At 73.8% G+C, this 507-nt stretch carries 1 protein-coding gene; it reads right to left on the reverse strand.

From position 1 onward, the window contains the following. Positions 1 to 57 precede the first annotated feature (57 nt). The coding region (locus JHN63_RS51950; RefSeq protein ID WP_200692054.1) for a hypothetical protein at positions 58 to 507 on the reverse strand (450 nt) is incomplete at its 5' end.

Genomic DNA, 507 nt, shown 5'->3' on the forward strand with positions numbered 1-507 from the left:
GGGTAGGGGCTGGCTCGGGGTGATGAGTGGCCGGACCCCGGAGGACCTTGTGCTGGTTCACGCGCGGAGGCGCAGGCCGCGTGGTGTTGCGATGAAGCCTGCTCCTTCCAGGAGGGTGCCGATCGGGGAGGTCAGGGCCGAGGCGCCGTTGACCCGCTCCACCGTGACCGTGCCGAGGGAACCGGCTCGGGCCGCTGCCGCGAGGGCCTCGGCGGCCGCTTGGAGGCGTGGGTCCTCCGTGGCCGTGGTGTCCGGTGCGGAGGGCCAGGCGAGCAGGGTCTTGCCGCCGCGCTCCATGTAGAGCGTCAGTTCACCCTCGACCAGCACTACGAGAGAGCCCGCCTTGCGCCCCGCCTTGTGCCCGGCACCGGTCGGCGGCTCGGGCCAGGGGAGGGCGGCTCCGTAGGCGTTCGCGGGGTCGGCGGCCGCCAGGACCACGGCTCGGGTGGAGAGGGAGGGGCGGTGAGCGCGGTGGTTGGCGTAGGGGGAACTGGTGTTGCCCTGGGG

Origin of the sequence: Streptomyces sp. MBT65, assembly GCF_016612545.1 — a bacterium.
Lineage (GTDB): Bacteria > Actinomycetota > Actinomycetes > Streptomycetales > Streptomycetaceae > Streptomyces.